This is a genomic window from Stenotrophomonas sp. C-A, from assembly GCF_054030835.1.
Window position 1 is genome coordinate 3198984 of the sequence record NZ_CM132916.1, and the last position, 16507, is coordinate 3215490.

The following is a 16507-nucleotide window of genomic DNA, read 5'->3' on the forward strand; positions in this document are numbered from 1 at the left end:
GAGGGGATTAAGTCGCTTATGCATTTGCGACTTAATCCCCTCCGTCCCTTTTTTTTGTCGGTCAGACGCCCGACTCGATCATCCGCACTACTTCGGTGGCGGTCACCGGGTGGCTCAGCCAATAGCCCTGGCCAAGGTCGCAGCCGCGCTGCGCCAGCAGCTCGAACTGCGCCTGCTGTTCGATGCCTTCGGCCACCACGGTGATGCCCAGCGCGTGGGCCATGGCGATGATCGCCGTGGTCAGCGCGAGGTCATCGGGGTCACGCTGCATGTCGGCCACGAAACTCTTGTCGATCTTCACGCCGTCCACGGGTACCTGGCGCAGATGACTGAGCCCGGAGAAGCCGGTCCCGAAATCATCCAGCCAGACCTTCACGCCGGTGCGGTGCAGCTTGTCCAGCAGCTGCGCGGCAACCATCTCGTCGCCGATCACGGCGGTTTCGGTCAGCTCCAGATGCAGGCGCGACGCCGGCAGCCCGGACTCATGCAGGCACTGCGCGACCAGTGCCGGCAGCTCACCGCCGCGCAACTGCCGTGGCGACACGTTGACCGACACGAACAGGTCGTCCCCGGCCGCCCCGCGCGGCCACTGCGAGGCCTCCATGCAGGCCGCACGCAGGACCTTCGGGCCGATGATCTCGATCAGCCCACTCTGCTCGGCCACCTCGATGAACACCGACGGCGGGATCGTGCCCAGGGTCGGGTGCTGCCAGCGCAGCAGTACTTCAACGCCGACCATGCGGCGGTCGCGCGTGCGGAAGATCGGCTGGTAGGCCAGGCGCAGTTCGCCGCGCTCCCAGGCCCCGCGCAGTTCCTGCTCCATGTGCACGCGACGCTCGACCGCATGGTCCATCGCCCGGCTGTAATAGCGATAGCAGTTCTTGCCGGCCATCTTCGCCTGGTACATGGCGATGTCGCCGTTCTTCAGCAGGGTGGTCGCATCGGCTGCATCGTCGGGGAACAGGGTCACGCCGATCGAGGTGCCCAGGAACAGTTCCCTGCCCTGCACCACCAACGGCTTGCCCAGCTCGCGCACCAGCACTTCGGCCAGCAGCCGCGCGTTGGCGGCCACATCGCCGTCGCCCACCAGGATCACGAACTCGTCACCGCCGAAGCGCGCCAGCAGGGCCTCATCGCCCCCGGCCTCGGTGACCGCGCGGCCGATACGCTGGGCGAACTGCAGCAATGCCTCATCGCCGGCCTCGTGGCCAAGGGTGTCATTGACCCGCTTGAAGTCGTCGATATCGGCGAACAGCAGGCCCAACCGGTGATTGGCGGCACGGGCGGCCATCAACCGATGATCAAGCGCCTCGCGGAATGCCAGCCGGTTGGTCAGCCCGGTCAGCGCGTCGGTATAGGCCATGCGCCGAACTTCGCGGTCATGGCGGGCGATCGCATCACGCATCCGGGCGAAACCGCGTACCAGTTCGCCGACCTCGTCGTCGCGGGTGTTCTCGGCCAGGGGCGTCTGGTAGTCACCGGCCTCGATGCGACGGGCGGCGACGGCAAGGTCACGGATCGGCGCGACCAGCGTGCGCTGCACGTACAGGATCACCACTACGCCGATCACCACCAGCAGGCCCAGCATCAGCAGCAGCCAGCCCAGGTGACGGCTGCCGACCTGCTGCAGGCGCTCGCCCAGGGTGGCATTGGCCGCCTGCTCGCGCTGCTGCACCTCATCCAGCGCCATGCCGACCCGGACGCCGCCAATGCGCTGGTTGCCGATCATGATCGGCATGGTGTTGTCGAGCACCTTCGGCGATTCCTGCACGACCAGCATCTGCGCGGCTGCGGCCTTGGGTGCCAGTGGATCGGCCATCGGCTGGCCGAATCCGGATACCTCGACCGAGCCATCGTGTACCAGCCGGCCGCGTTCGTCGAACACCAGTACATAGCGCACCACGGGCTGGCGCGCGGTACTGCGTACCAGTACGCCGACCTGGTCCAGATCGCGGTAGTACAACGGATTGGCCAGGGCGTCGGACAACTCACGCGCCATCGCCTCGCCGCGGCTGCGCACGCTGCGGTCGAACAGTTCATGGATGACGCCGCCGCTGAGGTTGCGCACCTCGCCCTGCATCGCCGTCTGCCGCCCCAACAACACTGCAAGGATCGCGATCACCACGACCATCGCCCCGCCCATCGCGAGCAGGAACCGGGCCTGCATCCCCGAGCCAAGCCACTTCATTCCACTTCCATCCGCACGCGCGTCAATCCTTGTTTCAATTCATCCAACCGCTGCTGCGCATGCGCATCGACGCGGTGGAACCCGGAAGTGCCAAAAAACCGATGCAGCGCCCCCTGTGCCTGCGGGTCGCTGGCTGCCTGCAGCAGCACTTCCTGCAGGCGATCACGCACGCGTGGATCAAGGTCGGCGCGGACCATCTCCACCGCACGCGGGTAGGGTTCGGTGCGCAGCAGCTCGCGGAAGTCGCGCCGGAACGCTGCCGGCATCCGCCGCTCGTCGTTCCAGTCCACGCTGCTCACCGCTCCCACGTCAACCACCCCCTTGTGCACGAACGTCGCGATGTTCAGCTCGCTGCGTGCAAATACGTAACCCACACTGTCCCGGCCCGGCATGTCCCATGCACCGGCCAGGATCTGCGGCGACAGGCCCTCCTGCAGCAACGTCATCACCGGCACCAGATAGGCACTGGTGGACGCCGTGTTCTGCAGGGCCAGGCGATGGCCCCGCAGATCCTGTACGCGCTGGATCGGGCTGTCGCGGCGCACGAAGAACACCGTCTGGTAATCACGCACGCCGTTGCGCTCGGTCAGCAGCAGTGGGCGGGCGCCACTGCGCTGGCCCAGCGCCACCGCCGTACCCGAGGTTTCGGTGACCCAGTCGACCCTGCCCCGCCGCAGATAGCTGGCCATCTGCTGCGGGTCGCGTGCCATCAGGATCCTCCCCTCCTTGATGCCAACGTCGTGCATGCGCGCCACCACATAGTCCAGCAAGGGCTGCAGCTGCTCGTAATGGGTCTTGGGATCATCGCTGATCCGGCCCAGCACCAGTACCGGGTCCGGCGCTGCACGCACCGTCCCGGCCAGCAGGACCATGGCCAGGCTCAGCAGTCCCCCCTGCATTGCCTTTCGCAGACCCGACACAGGCTTCATCCCCCCTGGGTATCCAGACAGACTACCCGAAAAAATGAGAACGTCGTCAGCTGTCCTTGTTGCCCGCTTGTGCCAGTCGCGCCATGCGCTGGGTGTCGGCGAGGATGCCGCGCAACAGGCGCACTTCCTGCTCGCTGGGTTCGCTGCGCAGGAACAGGCGGCGCAGCTTGCGCATCGCCGATTCCGGGGCGCGGCCCTTGTGGAAATCGATCTCGTCCAGCGTGTCGCCAAGCTGGGCGAAGAAGCTCTCCATCTGCTCGTGGCTGGCCGCCTGTTCGCGGAAGCCCGGCTCGGCGTCGGCTGCAGGCTGCGCACCCAGCAGCCGCATGCGCGTTTCATAGGCCAGCACCTGCACGGCAGCAGCCAGGTTGAGCGAGCTGAACTCCGGGTCGGACGGGATATGCACCGCTGCATGGCACAGCTGCAGTTCCTCGTTGGTCAGACCGGTGCGCTCACGGCCGAACACCAGCGCCACCTCGGCACCCTCGCCGGCCTTGGCCACCGCGCGGGCAGCGGCATCGGCCGGCAGGTACTCCTCCAGCTGGACACGGCGGGCACGGGCGGTGCAGCCCAGCACCAGGCGGCAGTCAGCCACGGCCTCGGCCAGGGTGGCCACCACCGGGGCGTCCCCCAGTACGTCTTCGGCACCGGCCGAGCGCCGGAAGGCCTCCTCGTCCAGCGGCTTTTCGGGAGCGACCAGTACCAGGCGGGCCAGGCCCATGGTCTTCAGGGCACGGGCGGCGGCCCCCATGTTGCCGGGGTGCTGGGTACCGACCAGGACGAATCGGAGGCGGGTGGCGGCGGGAAACTGGGACATGAACAGGGAAAAGGTCGAGCTGGACGATGACCAATGGTAAACTGTGCGGCCGGCCACTGCGCCGGACCCGCTCTTTTCCCCCGCCAGTCCATCTCTTCTGCCTTTCCGGGAGCCCACGCCATGCAGAAACCCGCCGTAACCGTCATGGTCAAGGCCGCCCGCCTCGCCGGCAACGTCCTGTTGCGCAACATCAACAAGCTCGAGGCACTGAACGTGGTGCAGAAGGGCCGGATGGACTACGCCAGCGAAGTGGATGCGGACGCGGAAAAGGTCATCGTCAAGGAACTCAAGCGCGCCTACCCGGACTACGGCATCTTCGGTGAAGAAGGTGGCGTGCAGGGCGAGCGCCGCCAGATGTGGGTCATCGACCCGCTGGACGGCACCAGCAACTATCTGCGCGGCGTGCCGCACTACTGCGTGTCGATCGCCTTGGTCGAAAACGGCGAGCCGACCGATGCGGTCATCTTCGACCCGCTGCGCAATGAACTGTTCACCGCCAGCCGTGGCGCGGGTGCCGTGCTGAACGACCGCCGCATCCGCGTGGCCGACCGCAAGGATCTGGAAGGCACGATGATCCACACCGGCTTCGCCCCGCGCGAGCGTTCCCGCGCCAGCGCCCAGCTGAAGGCGGTCGACGCCCTGCTGGTGCACGGCGAGGACATCCGCCGTACCGGTTCGGCGGCACTGGACCTGGCCTACGTGGCCTGCGGCCGTGCCGACGCCTACTTCGAAGCCGGCGTGAAGGCATGGGACATCGCTGCCGGCCTGCTGCTGGTCCGCGAGGCGGGCGGCAAGGTCTGCGACTTCAAGGGCGCGACCCTGGGCCGCATGGACAACCGTGGCCCGGACACCCATCAGATCGTGGCCGGCAACCTGAAGGTGGCCGAGTCGCTGCAGAAGGTGCTGGTGAACACCGGTTACGCCGCCGAGTTCGACGCGAAGTTCTGATCCGCGCGTAGTCGCGGTTCATGGAGACGGCACCTGCAAAGGTGCCGTTTTCGTTTGTGCGCACGGAGATTCGTTTCCGCGACCGCGGAGGGGTGTCACTTTCTTTGCGCGCAAAGAAAGTAACCAAAGAAACGCTCCGCCAGCCGCGAGCCGACGTGCTACGCACGCCGGTGCCCTGCGCTCCTCGGTCCGTCGAGGGACGGTGCGGGAACTCGCTGCGCTCAGACACCCGCACCTCTTCGCCCTCGCCGGACCTGCGGTGCTCGGCTCGCTCAAGGCGGACTGGAAGGTCAAGATCAAGGGCAACAGCATCCACACGTGGTGTGGGTCTACCGGGTGCAGCTGTGGCATTTGACCTTGGGTCCGCCTTGAGCGAGCCGAGCATCGCAGGGGAATCAGGGGCGAAGAGGCGCCGATGTTTGAGCGAAGCGAGTTCGGCGCCGCCCCCTGATTCCCCGAGAAGCGCAGGGTACCGATGCGCAGCATCGGCTCGCGCCCTGGCGGCGTGTTTCTTTGGTTACTTTCTTTGCACGAGCAAAGAAAGTGACACCCCTCCGCGGTAGCGGAAATGATCCCCAGGCATCGCCTGGCACGCCAATGCGTCGGCGCACAAACAAAAACGCCCGGCGCGAGGCCAGGCGTTCCTGCACTACCGTGAAGCGGAGGCTTACGCCACCGTAGACGCCCGCAGCGCGGCGATGCGCTCTTCCAGCGGCGGGTGGCTCATGAACAGCTTCTTCGCCGTCGAACCGGCAATACCAAACGCCGCGATCTGGGTCGGCAGCGTGCTCTGGCCGTGGTTGAGCTGCAGGCGCTCCAGCGCGGCGATCATCTTCTGGCGGCCGGCCAGCGAGGCACCGCCGGCGTCGGCGCGGAACTCGCGGTGGCGCGAGAACCACATCGAGATCATGGTGGCGAACAGGCCGAACACCATCTCCAGCACGAACACGATGATGTAGTAGGCGAAGCCGCGGCCGCCACCTTCGCGGTTGCCCGACAGCGCGCTGTCGATGATGCCGCCGACCACGCGGGCCAGCACGATCACGAAGGTGTTCAGCACACCCTGCAGCAGCGCCATGGTGATCATGTCACCGTTGGCGACGTGGGCGATCTCGTGGCCCAGCACCGCTTCGGCTTCGTCTTCGCTCATGTTGTGCAGCAGGCCGGTGGACACCGCGACCAGCGCGTTGTTGCGGTTGGCGCCGGTGGCGAAGGCATTGATCTCCGGGCCTTCGTACACGGCCACTTCGGGCATGCCGATACCGGCCGCCTTGGACTGCCGCTCGACCGTGGCCAGCAGCCAGCGTTCGGTCTGGTTGCGCGGCTCGGTGATCACCACCGCACCGGTGGAGCGCTTGGCCATCCACTTGGACAGCAGCAGCGAGATGAAGGAACCACCGAAACCGAAGATGCCGGCCATGATCAGCAGACCGCTCATCTTGCTCGGGTCGGTTCCCAACAGCGACATCACGATGCTGGCGAGGATCAGGACCGCGAAATTGGTCGCCAGGAACAGGGCAATGCGGGTAAACATGGGAAAATCCGGCTCGGAAGGGGTCGATACCGGTCAATTTGCGGTGTGGTCAGCTTGAATTCAAGCGCCAACCTGACCGACGATTCAGCCAGCATGACCTCCCCCATTCCCTGCGGCCGCTTCGCGCCCTCGCCGACCGGCCTACTCCACCCCGGATCCCTGCTCGCCGCCTTCGGCAGCTGGCTGCTCGCGCGCCATCACGGCGGCTCGTGGCGGCTGCGCATCGAAGACGTCGACCCGCCGCGCACCGTGCCCGGAGCCGCCGAGTCACAACTGCAGGCACTGGCGGCGTTCGGCCTGGTCCACGATGGCCCGATCTTCTGGCAGAGCGCGCGCGGCGAGGCCTACCAGGCTGCGCTGGATGTACTGCTGGCCAGCGAGCAGGCCTTTGTCTGCCATTGCAGCCGCAGCGACCTGGCCGCCAGCGGCGGCATCCACCATCACTGCGTCGCCCGGCAACCGCGACCGGACCCCGCCGTCCGTTTCCGCCTGCCACCGGGCAGCATGGTGCACTTCGACGATGGCCTGCGTGGCCCGCAGCAGCAGGACGTGCATGCCGACGTCGGCGACTTCGTGTTGCGCCGCGCCGATGGCTGCTGGGCCTACCAGTTGGCGGTGGTGGTCGATGACGCTGCGCAGGGGGTGACCGAAGTGGTGCGCGGCGCCGACCTGCTCGACTCCACGGCACGGCAGATCCTGCTGCAGCAGGCACTGGGGCTGGCGGTGCCGCGCTACTGGCACCTGCCGCTGCTGCTCGATGCCCCGGGCCACAAGCTGTCCAAGTCGCTGGCGGCGCTGCCGGTGGACAGTTCGCGCCCGCTGCCCGTGCTGCGCCAGCTCTGGCAACTGCTCGGCCAGGCACCTGAAGCGCTGGAACCTGCGCACGATCTGGACACGCTGCTGGCGGCCGCTCGGAATGCCTTCGACCCAGCGCGGCTGCCGCGTACCGACATCCTGCTGCCAGCCGGCGCACTTTCCGCGCCGATGTTGCAGAATCACCCTTCCCCCACCTGATACCCGGACAGCACTCCATGACATCTCGCGTCGCACTGGTCACCGGCGGAACCGGCGGCATCGGTACCGCCATCTGCCAACGCCTGGCCGACCAGGGCCACCGGGTCGCCACCAACTACCGCGACGAGGCCAAGGCCCGCGCCTGGCAGCAGGCGATGACCGAACGCGGCTACAGCGTGTCGATCTTCCCGGGCGATGTCTCCGATCCGGGCAGCGCCGAAGCGCTGGTGCGCGCCGTCGAAGCCGAGCTGGGCCCGGTCGAGATCCTGGTCAACAACGCCGGCATCACCCGCGACACCACGTTCCATCGCATGCGCGCGGACCAGTGGCACGATGTGATCAACACCAACCTCAATTCGGTGTTCAACGTCACCCGCCCGGTCATCGAGGGCATGCGCCGGCGCGGCTGGGGCCGGGTCATCCAGATCAGCTCGATCAACGGCCTGAAGGGCCAGTACGGCCAGGCCAACTACGCGGCGGCCAAGGCCGGCATGCACGGGTTCACCATCTCGCTGGCGCGCGAGAACGCCGGCTTCGGCATTACCGTCAACACCATTTCGCCCGGCTACGTCGCCACCGACATGGTGATGGCGGTGCCGGAGGAAGTGCGCGCCAAGATCATCGCCGACATCCCCACCGGACGCCTCGGCAAACCGGAGGAAATCGCCTACGGCGTCTCGTTCCTGGTTGCCGACGAGGCCTCGTGGATCACCGGTAGCAACCTGGACATCAACGGCGGCCACCATATGGGTTGGTAAGCCGCGCAGCGGACCCTCGCGGCGGCCGCCGCCGGCCCCTGCCAAGAGTCATGCTGCGCAGCACGCAAACCCTTGTTGCGCAACATGATCGCCGCCGAAAGCCAAGCCTGGCGGGGGCTGAGGCGGTTGCAACGGCTGCTGCACTGCGCCATGCTGCGCGTCTACTGTGACGAGTACCGCTTCATGGCTGCGACCCGCATCATCAAGAAGTATCCGAACCGCCGTCTCTACGACACCGAGATCTCCAGCTACATCACCATCGAGGACGTGCGCCAGCTGATCCTGGACGGTGAAGACTTCGAAGTCCGCGACGCCAAGAGCGGCGACGACCTCACGCGATCGGTCCTGCTGCAGATCATTGCCGACCAGGAACAGGACGGCGAACCGATGCTGTCCACCCAGCTGCTGAGCCAGCTGATCCGCTTCTACGGCGATTCCCTGCAGGGCTTCATGGGCAATTACCTGGAGCGCAGCATGCAGGTCTTCCTCGACCAGCAGCAGCAGTTCCGCCAGCAGATGGGCAACCTGCTGGGCCAGACCCCGTGGGCGATGATGAACCAGCTGACCGAGCGCAACCTGGAGCTGTGGCAGGAATTCCAGCGCAACATGGGCGCCGGCTTCGGTGGCCCGCGCCCGGGCGGCACCGGAACGGGAACCGGCACAGGTACCGGCAACAAGCCGAACGAACCGGGCACCGGCACCGGCGGCAAGACCCGCCGCTGAGCTGCAGCAACGGTTGATACGAAAACGGCGCGCCCCTGGCGCGCCGTTTTGTTTGAATCGCGCCAACGATACGTCAGCGCTTCGCCTTGCACCCCGTGCATACGCGCTCGACCTTGTAACCCTTCGCCTTCAGCTTCTCGACCACGCCGTCGTTGCCCAGCAGGTGCAGCGTGCCCACCACCACCAGCGTGCCGCCCTGCCCGGCCTGCAGGTACGGCAGCAGCTTCGGCACCCAGGCGTCATTGCGGCCGGTATTGATGCGCTGGTAAAGCTGCGGATACTGCTGGCGCATTTCCGCCGCCATCCTGGTCCACAGCAGGCGCTCGTCACCCCGGCGCCAGGCATCATGCAGCTGGCGTGCCTGCTCGTCGGCCTTGCCAGCCTGGTCCAGCGCTTCGGCCAGCATCTGCCGCTGTTCCTGCAGCGTCATTCCGTCGAGCATGCCGATCTGGGTGTCGATGTCTTCCAGTCCCGCGGTCTTGCGCCCGGTCTTCTGCGCACGCTCCATGAAGTGGCGGTCCAGGCCCAGTGCCGGGTCCAGGCCCAGCTTCTGCATCTGCCCGACCGAAATGCTCAGGCCGACAAACCACGGCTTCATGCCCTGCATCTGCGCCAGCGGCAGCTTGTTCTCGGTGGCGAACACCTGCAGCTTCTGCCAGGTCGCAGCATCCAGGTCACGCTTGAGCTCGCTGCCATCGGTGCGGACCGCCGCCTGCACCATGCGACTGGCCAGCTGTGGCGACTGCATGTCTTCCGGCGACAGTTCGAACACGACCCGCTGCGAGGCCTCGAACGCCTGTTCGACATCGGGCGACAACGGGTAGTCCTGCGGCTTCAGCAGGTGGAAGGAACCGAGCAGGTAGAGGCGCGAGTCGCCCGGTCCGGTCACTTTCCACAGCAACGGCACCGGCGGCTTGGCCGCCGCTGCGCCAGCGGTGTCGGCTTGCACGGTACGCGCTGCAACCAGCGGTGCCAGCGCACAGGCCGCCAATACAACGGCGGTACGCAACAGGGATCTGATCGGCATCTCAGCCTTCTCCTTCAGGCAGGTGGTAAGCCTTCTCGCCCGCTTCCACGCGCAGGTCCAGCCGGTTCTCCGGCGGTGCCAACGGGCAGGTCGCGTAGGCGGTGAACGCACACGGCGGGTTGTAGGCATGGTTGAAATCGATGCGCACCGTGCCATCGGCTGCCGGCGCATCGGTGTCCAGGTAACGCCCGGCTGGATAGCTGCCGCGGCCACTGGTGCGATCGGCAAAGATCAGGAACAGCGGCTGCCCAGGCGCACCGATCGCCTCCAGCCGCCAGTTGCGGCCATCGCGCTGGAACTCGACCGCGCCGGCATTGGGCATTTCGGTGGTCAGGCCGGTGATGTCGACGATGGGCAGGGTTTTGCCTGGCGGGTGCGCGATGAAGCGCGCCTGCACCTGCCAGTCAGGACCACCCGGCCAGTACTCCAGTCCTCCAAAATCTCGGCGTGCCGGTGCATCGGCATGCTTGACCCGCAGCGCATCGCGCGGGCCGCGGCGGATGATGCTGAGCTGCCCCTTGCCACCATCGAAGGCCAGCAGCGTCGGCTGCGGATCCTTGTCCGTGTCGACACGGATGCGGCCGCGCACCGGCTGCCCGTCATGGCTGACGTCAACGCCGGCCTCAGGCGTGAACCACCATTGGCTGCCTTCGCGGCGCAGCAGGCCCAGCTTGTCCGGCCCGACTGCCAGGCGGATGCCATTGGTCGTGCCGCTGCCGACGAAGTGCGATTTGTTCTGCAGCCAATGCAGGCCGACCAGCGCTGTCCAACCGTCCGGCCGGGTCAGGTCCTGGTAGCGTGCTACCCGCCACTGCTGCTGCGTGGCCGCATAAGCCGGATCTTCAGTAACCGTCGGCGCCGGCGGTGTCGCCGGACTGCAGGCGGCCAACACCAAAGCGGCCAGCAGGCCGCCCATTCCCCGATAACGCATTGATGCTCCCCTCAACGTCCGCGCAGGAACCAGCGGTCAATCTCCGCCAGCGAAAAACGGGCCCAGGTTGGCCGGCCGTGGTTGCACTGGCCCGACCGTTCGGTGATTTCCATGTCGCGCAGCAGCGCGTTCATTTCCGGCACGGTCAGCCGTCGGTTGGCACGCACCGCGCCATGGCAGGCCATGGTCGACAGCAGCTCATCGCGTGCACTCGCCACGCGCCGGCTCTGGCCGTGTTCGCGCAGGTCGGTCAGTACGTCGCGCAGCAGGCCTTCCGGTTCGGCATGCGCCAGCAGCGCCGGAATGCTGCGCACGTGCAGCGCACCGGGGCCGGCACGGGTCACTTCGAAGCCGAGTGCGGCCAGGGTTTCACTTTCACTCTCGGCGGTGTCGGCTTCGCGCTCGCCCACTGCGAGCGTGATCGGCACCAGCAGCGGCTGCGACTGCAGGCCGATGCCATCGTGCGCGTTCTTCAGCCGCTCGTAGCCGATGCGCTCGTGCGCCGCATGCATGTCGACCACGATCAGGCCTTCGGCGTTCTCGGCCAGGATGTAGATGCCGTGCAGCTGCGCGATCGCGTAGCCCAGCGGCGGCACGCCTGCGTCGGCACTGGTCACCGGCAGTCCGTTCTCGGTCGGCATCGGCGGCAGCGCAGCACCGCGCTCGGCGCCGGCCGGTGCGGTATACAGCGCGGCATAGGCAGCCGGTGCATCGGCCACCTGCAATCCCAGCGGCTGTTGCGGGCGCCAGCCAGAGAATCCACCACCGCCACCACTCGAACCGGCACCCGGTGCGGCACCGCGTACCAGACCGAAACCGGAGGCGCCTGCGCTCGATGCCATCGGTGCGGCAGCGGCGTCCACCGGATGCACCGGACCCGCACCGATCTCCTGCACCGACATGCCGGCACGGGTATCGGCCAGCGCATCCTTCAGCGTGCGGTAGACAAAATCATGCACCAGCCGCGAATCACGGAAACGCACCTCGTGCTTGGCCGGGTGCACGTTGACATCAACGCGGGTCGGGTCGAGCTCAAGGAACAGCACATAGGCCGGCTGGCGGCCGTGGTACAGCACGTCGCCGTAAGCCATCTTCACCGCATGGGCGACACTGCGGTCGCGCACCGAACGGCCGTTGACGTACAGGTACTGCTGGTCGGCGCTGGCGCGCGAATAATGCGGCTGCGCGATCCAGCCGTGCAGGCGCAGGCCGGCACCACTGTGGTCGACGCGCACGGCCTGGTTGGCGAAATCTTCGCCCAGCGTTTCAGCCAATCGCGCATCGGAATACAGATCGCCCGGCTTGTAGCGGCGTGAGGCCTTGCCGTTGTGCGACACGCGCAGTTCGACATCCGGCCGTGCCAGCGCCAGCGAACGCAGCCATTCTTCGATATGGCCCAGCTCGGTGCGCTCGGCGCGCAGGAACTTGCGCCGCGCCGGTACGTTGTAGAACAGCTCGCGCACTTCCACCGTGGTGCCCGGCGCATGCGCGCGCGGGGTCACTTCGCCGATCTTGCCGCCTTCGATCTGCAGCGCCGAACCGTGTTCGTCATGTGCGCGACGCGAGGACAGGGTGAAACGGCTGACCGAGGCGATCGACGGCAGCGCTTCACCCCGGAAGCCGAGCGTGGCCACCGATTCGAGGTCGTCCAGATCGGCGATCTTGCTGGTGGCATGGCGCGATACCGCCAGCGGCAGCTGTTCCGGCGCGATGCCACTGCCGTTGTCGCGGATGCGGATCAGGCGTACACCGCCCTCTTCAAGATCGATATCAACGCGGCTGGCACCGGCGTCGATCGCGTTCTCGACCAGCTCCTTGACCACCGACGCGGGACGTTCGACCACTTCGCCGGCGGCGATCTGGTTGATGAGGATTTCCGGCAACGGCCGGATCGGACGCGGGCCGGGCGCGCTCATGGGAGAGGATGGGCAGCAGACTTCATGGGTCGATGATAGCGGAGCCACATGCCCGCCGGGCATGGCCCGGCGCTACCGCCGCGCGGAACGGCTTATTTGCTGCCGCCGGCCATGGTGCCGGCTGCGTCGATCTCGGCCTGGGCGCGAGCGGCATACAACGTGCCCGGTGGCGGCTGGCGGCTGAAGAAGGTGTGCACACCGTCCAGCACGGCACCGGCGATCTTGCGCTGGTAGGCCGGGTCGATCAGGCGGCGCTCTTCATCCGGGTTGGAGATGAACGCGGTTTCCACCAGCATCGCCGGCATGTCCGAGGTGCGCAGCACCGCGAAGTTGGCGCGCTCGATGTTCGGCTTGTGGTTGTTGCCGATCCGCTTCAGGCCGCCCAGCACATGGCCGGCCGCGTCCTCGGATGCCTTCATGTAGCCGCTCTGGGCCAGGTCCAGCAGCACGTTGGCAAGCGTGCCTTCGGTCTGCTGCAGGCGCACGCCACCGACCAGGTCAGCCGCGTTTTCCTTGTCCGCCAGCCAGCGGGCGCGCTGCGAAGAAGCACCCTTGGTCGACAGCACGTACACCGACGAACCGGTGGCCGAACGGTTTTCGGCCGCGTCGGCATGGATCGAAATGAAGATGTCGGCCTTGTTCGCACGCGCCTTCTGTGCGCGCATCGGCAGCGGGATGAACACGTCGCTGTCGCGGGTCAGGTACGCCTTCAGGCCCGGCGTCGCATTGACCTGGCGGGCGAGCTCACGCGCCACCGCCAGGGTCACATCCTTTTCGCGCTTGCCCGTCGGGCCGATCGCGCCCGGATCCTGGCCGCCGTGACCCGGATCGATGGCCACCACCAGATGACGCATGCCGGCCTGCATGCGGATGCGCGACGCATCGCTGGGCATGGCCGGACGCGGCGGTTCCACTGGCGTCGGTGCCGGTGCTGGCACCGTGGCCGGCGGCGTGGTCACCACCGCTGCGGTGCGCTGCCCAGCCAGGATCGCGGCCGGCGATGAAGAAGGCGAGCTGCTGGCCACGGTACCGGCCGCCGCGACCTGGGCCGGTGCAGTGGACGGCGCCGGAGTGGGCGTGGCCGGCGCGGCGGCAGTGGCACTGGCCTGCTGGCGAACCTGGGCAGTCAGCAGCGCGGTGGCACGCGCAGCATCGGAACGCGACTGTGCGCTTTCGGCCGGCGTCGACGTCGGTGCGGGCGTGTTGACCGGTGCCTGTGGCTGCACCGCCGGCGTCACTGCCGGACGGCTGGCGGCCACGGCCGGGCCATCGCCCGGCCATTCGATCACCAGCTTGGATTCATTGCCCTCGCGCTGCATCTGCGGGCGGAACGGCGCCACCGATTCAGCGAGGTCGAAAACGACACGGAAGGTGCCCGGCACCGGCTGTCCGGTACGCACCGCCGTAACCACGCCCTGCGCGGCCGGCATCTTCAGATTGCGTATGGCGCTGGAGTCCGGGAAATCGACCACCAGGCGGTTCGGTCCGGCCAGCGACAGCGTCTTGTAGCCGCCACTGCCGACCAGCGAGATTTCGGCACGGGTGCCGGTGGCGCCGGTATTCAGCAGGACCTGGCGGACTTCACCGGCCCACGCACTGACGCTCGCCAGACCCAGTCCGACGGCGGCACAGATAGCGATGAGACGGTTCCCCGGGCGCATGGCTCAGGATTCAATCACCGCGCTGAACGGAATGCAACACCTTTTTCCTTAATAATCCGTAACCTGCCGGTCTTTGTTCTCGTCAGCCGACAGAAATGGCCTGCAAGTCACCCCCTTGGGGAAGCCGTTTCAGCCATTCATGTCCGACGTCGCTGGCGCCAGTGAGACGGACGCGGCGCCCCTGCCCCTCGATCTCCAGCGCCACCACCAGGTCGGTCGGCGGCAGCGCGCCCGCGCCGCGTTCCGGCCATTCCACCAGCCACAACACCGCACTGCCCTCGTCCAGGCCCAGGAAATCGAGTTCGCCGGCCTGGCCGATCCGGTACAGGTCCAGATGCCAGGCCTCGCCACCGCTGGCCAGCGGATAGCGCTCGACCAGGGTGTAGGTCGGGCTGCGGATGGCCCCCTGCACGCCCAGCGCACGCAGCAGTGCGCGGGCGGTGGTGGATTTGCCGGCGCCCAGGTCGCCGCGCAGTTCGACCTGCGCCTGCGGCGGCCGGGTGGCCGCCAGCCATTGCCCGAGCAGTTCAGTGGCATCGCTGTCGGCAAGGAAGAAATCGATCATCGAGAGAGTTCCGGGTTGGCCAGTCGCCGCAACGGCGACAGCAGATCAGTAGGAAGCAGGCCGCGCGCGCCGTCGGCGGCAGCCGCGTCGCCGGCCAGCGCATGCAGCAACGCGCCCGCCGCAGCGGCATCGAAGGCCGCAAGGCCCTGCGCGCGCAGGCTGGCGATGATGCCGGTGAGCAGGTCGCCCATGCCACCCACGGCCATGCCGGGATTGCCTGCAGCGATCAGCCGTGGCGCCTGCCCGGGCGCCGTCACGATGCTGCCTGCGCCCTTCAGCACCACCACGGCGTGGAAGCGTTCGGCCAACGCCTGCGCACAGCGGTAGCGATCGGCCTGGATGTCAGCGGTACTGCAGCCGAGCAGGCGCGCGGCCTCGCCCGGATGTGGCGTAAGGATGGCGTCGGGCAGCGCGCGCGGATCCTGCGCCAGCAGGTTCAGTGCATCGGCATCGACCACCAGCGGCTTGGCGCTGGCCAGCACCCGCGCAAACAGTGCGCGCGCCCATTCGTCCTGGCCCAGGCCCGGCCCGATCGCCACCACCCTGGCCTTGTCCAGCAGCGCCGGCAGCACATCGCCGTCTTCCAGCGCATGGGTCATCGCCTCCGGCAGGCGCGCCAGCAACGGGCCGACGTGATCGCGGCGGGTACCCAGGCTCAGCAATCCCGCGCCCGCACGCAACGCGGCCTCGGCCGCCATCGCGATGGCGCCGCCGCTGCCATGGTTGCCGCCGACGCACAGCACGTGCCCGGATTCGCCCTTGTGGGTGTTGGCGCGGCGCGGCGGCAGCAGTGCCGGCAAGCGGGCCTGGGTCCAGTGCTCCGCGGCGGGTGACACGCCCTGCCATGCGGCCGCGGGCAGCTGCAGCGGCGCCAGCGCCTTCTGGCCGCAATGATCCAGCGCGTCGCCGGTATACAGCCCGCGATGCGGCACGATGAACTGCAGGGTCAAAGCGGCCTTCACGGCCACGCCCGGTACGGCACCGCGATCGGCATCGACGCCACTGGGCACGTCCAGCGCCAATACCGGTGCCGCCTGCGCGTTGAGCGCGACAATCAGCGCCTGCGTCACGCCTTCCGGCGCGCGATCGAAGCCCAGACCGAACAAGGCATCGACCCAGATATCGGCCTCGGGCAGTACGCCGGCGAAATCGGTGATGGCGCCGCCGCCGGACCTGAATTCCGATGCTGCACGCTGTGCCAGCACGGTTGACGGCGACTTCCCCGGCAATGCGACCACCATCACCTCACGCCCGGCCTGCAGCGCGTGACGGGCCAGCACATGGCCATCGCCACCGTTGTTGCCCGCACCGACCACCACGCCGATCCGCCGCGCCTGCGGCCAGTGCTGCAGCAGGCACTGCCAGGCGGCCTGGCCGGCCTGCGCCATCAGGCCCCAGCCGCTCTCGGCAGCCAGTGCCGAGGCCTGCGCATCAAGCGCACGCGCGGCAGCGGAATCGAACAGATCGGCAAGGTTGGCCATGCAGGGATTTTATAC

14 protein-coding genes are annotated in these 16507 nt (G+C 67.6%); 4 read left to right on the plus strand and 10 right to left on the minus strand.

Going from position 1 to position 16507, the window contains the following annotated elements:
• Positions 1 to 61 precede the first annotated feature (61 nt).
• The 3 genes from ACW5IY_RS15065 to ACW5IY_RS15075 all read right to left on the minus strand — a co-directional run bounded on the left by ACW5IY_RS15065 (position 62) and on the right by ACW5IY_RS15075 (position 3934).
• On the minus strand, positions 62 to 2188 hold the full coding sequence (locus ACW5IY_RS15065) for a putative bifunctional diguanylate cyclase/phosphodiesterase (RefSeq protein ID WP_049435102.1): 2127 nt from the start codon (positions 2186 to 2188) through the stop codon (positions 62 to 64).
• A complete protein-coding gene (locus ACW5IY_RS15070) occupies positions 2185 to 3087 on the minus strand; it encodes a phosphate/phosphite/phosphonate ABC transporter substrate-binding protein (RefSeq protein WP_425602573.1) in 903 nt (300 codons plus the stop codon). The genes ACW5IY_RS15065 and ACW5IY_RS15070 overlap by 4 nt, the downstream gene beginning before the upstream one ends.
• Positions 3088 to 3163: 76 nt before the next feature.
• Positions 3164 to 3934 (minus strand): RNA methyltransferase, encoded by a 771-nt coding sequence (locus tag ACW5IY_RS15075; RefSeq protein ID WP_049486923.1) that lies wholly within the window; start codon positions 3932 to 3934, stop codon positions 3164 to 3166.
• A 120-nt stretch (positions 3935 to 4054) separates the two neighbouring features.
• Here ACW5IY_RS15075 and ACW5IY_RS15080 point away from each other — a divergent pair, with 120 nt between their 5' ends.
• A complete protein-coding gene (locus ACW5IY_RS15080) occupies positions 4055 to 4882 on the plus strand; it encodes an inositol monophosphatase family protein (RefSeq protein WP_049435104.1) in 828 nt (275 codons plus the stop codon).
• 667 nt (positions 4883 to 5549) lie between these two features.
• Here the strand turns inward: ACW5IY_RS15080 and htpX are convergent.
• Positions 5550 to 6416, minus strand: a complete 867-nt coding sequence (gene htpX / locus ACW5IY_RS15085; protein ID WP_049437414.1) for a protease HtpX — start codon at positions 6414 to 6416, stop codon at positions 5550 to 5552.
• Positions 6417 to 6509: 93 nt separating this feature from the next.
• Here htpX and gluQRS point away from each other — a divergent pair, with 93 nt between their 5' ends.
• From gluQRS to phaR, 3 genes are all read left to right on the plus strand, one after another.
• Positions 6510 to 7430 (plus strand): tRNA glutamyl-Q(34) synthetase GluQRS, encoded by a 921-nt coding sequence (gene gluQRS, locus ACW5IY_RS15090; protein ID WP_049437413.1) that lies wholly within the window; start codon positions 6510 to 6512, stop codon positions 7428 to 7430.
• A gap of 17 nt (positions 7431 to 7447) precedes the next feature.
• Positions 7448 to 8188 (plus strand): acetoacetyl-CoA reductase, encoded by a 741-nt coding sequence (gene phbB, locus ACW5IY_RS15095; RefSeq protein ID WP_049437412.1) that lies wholly within the window; start codon positions 7448 to 7450, stop codon positions 8186 to 8188.
• Positions 8189 to 8371: 183 nt separating this feature from the next.
• A complete protein-coding gene (gene phaR / locus ACW5IY_RS15100; protein WP_049437418.1) occupies positions 8372 to 8911 on the plus strand; it encodes a polyhydroxyalkanoate synthesis repressor PhaR in 540 nt (179 codons plus the stop codon).
• 73 nt (positions 8912 to 8984) lie between these two features.
• Here phaR and ACW5IY_RS15105 read toward each other — a convergent pair whose 3' ends face one another.
• From ACW5IY_RS15105 to ACW5IY_RS15130, 6 genes are all read right to left on the minus strand, one after another.
• On the minus strand, positions 8985 to 9938 hold the full coding sequence (locus tag ACW5IY_RS15105) for a TraB/GumN family protein (protein WP_049437410.1): 954 nt from the start codon (positions 9936 to 9938) through the stop codon (positions 8985 to 8987).
• A gap of 1 nt (position 9939) precedes the next feature.
• Positions 9940 to 10869: a DUF1684 domain-containing protein gene (locus ACW5IY_RS15110; RefSeq protein WP_049437409.1), complete on the minus strand. Its 930-nt coding sequence runs from the start codon at positions 10867 to 10869 to the stop codon at positions 9940 to 9942.
• Between the two features lie 11 nt (positions 10870 to 10880).
• Complete coding sequence (gene mutL / locus ACW5IY_RS15115; protein ID WP_049437407.1) at positions 10881 to 12785, minus strand: DNA mismatch repair endonuclease MutL; 1905 nt, start codon at positions 12783 to 12785, stop codon at positions 10881 to 10883.
• A 92-nt stretch (positions 12786 to 12877) separates the two neighbouring features.
• Positions 12878 to 14446, minus strand: coding sequence for an N-acetylmuramoyl-L-alanine amidase (locus ACW5IY_RS15120; RefSeq protein ID WP_049437406.1), 1569 nt, complete (start codon positions 14444 to 14446; stop codon positions 12878 to 12880).
• 82 nt (positions 14447 to 14528) lie between these two features.
• The gene (gene tsaE, locus ACW5IY_RS15125) at positions 14529 to 15011 is read right to left on the minus strand and encodes a tRNA (adenosine(37)-N6)-threonylcarbamoyltransferase complex ATPase subunit type 1 TsaE (RefSeq protein ID WP_049437404.1); all 483 of its coding nucleotides are present in this window, start codon (positions 15009 to 15011) and stop codon (positions 14529 to 14531) included.
• Positions 15008 to 16492, minus strand: a complete 1485-nt coding sequence (locus ACW5IY_RS15130; protein ID WP_049437402.1) for an NAD(P)H-hydrate dehydratase — start codon at positions 16490 to 16492, stop codon at positions 15008 to 15010. Before ACW5IY_RS15130 ends, tsaE begins: the two co-directional genes overlap by 4 nt.
• Positions 16493 to 16507 lie beyond the last annotated feature (15 nt).